Raw genomic sequence first — 405 nt, 5'->3', positions numbered from 1 at the left:
GGCCAGCAGGACCCGGTACCGGGTTTCGAGGCCGGCATCGGCATCTATCTCGACGACGTCTATCTCAACCGTCCGCAGGCGGCGGTGCTGGATATCTACGACGTCGAGCGGATCGAAGTGCTGCGCGGGCCGCAAGGTACGCTCTACGGCCGCAACACGATCGGCGGCGCGATCAAATATGTGACGAAGAAGCTGCCCGACGATTTCGCGGCGTCGGTGCGTGGCGCCTACGGCTCGTACAACCAGGCCGACGGCATCGTCAGCCTGTCCGCGCCGATCGGCGACATGGTCCGCATCGGTGTGTCGGGCGCACGGCTGACCCGCGACGGCTTCGGCAAGAACCTCTTCCTCGGCATCGACAATTACAACAAGAACATCTGGGCTGGCCGCGGCACGGTCGAGTTC

At 64.7% G+C, this 405-nt stretch carries 1 protein-coding gene; it reads left to right on the top strand.

Translation table 11 applies throughout. From position 1 onward, the window contains the following. A partial coding sequence (locus tag D7Y13_RS44200) for a TonB-dependent receptor plug domain-containing protein (protein WP_158626260.1) occupies nucleotides 1-405 on the top strand: 405 nt, incomplete at both ends.

The sequence above is a fragment of the Corallococcus praedator genome (assembly GCF_003612125.1).
In the GTDB taxonomy this organism is placed as follows: domain Bacteria; phylum Myxococcota; class Myxococcia; order Myxococcales; family Myxococcaceae; genus Corallococcus; species Corallococcus praedator.
The sequence above is the reverse complement of the archived record's forward strand: the minus strand, read 5'-3'. Positions and strand labels throughout refer to the sequence as shown.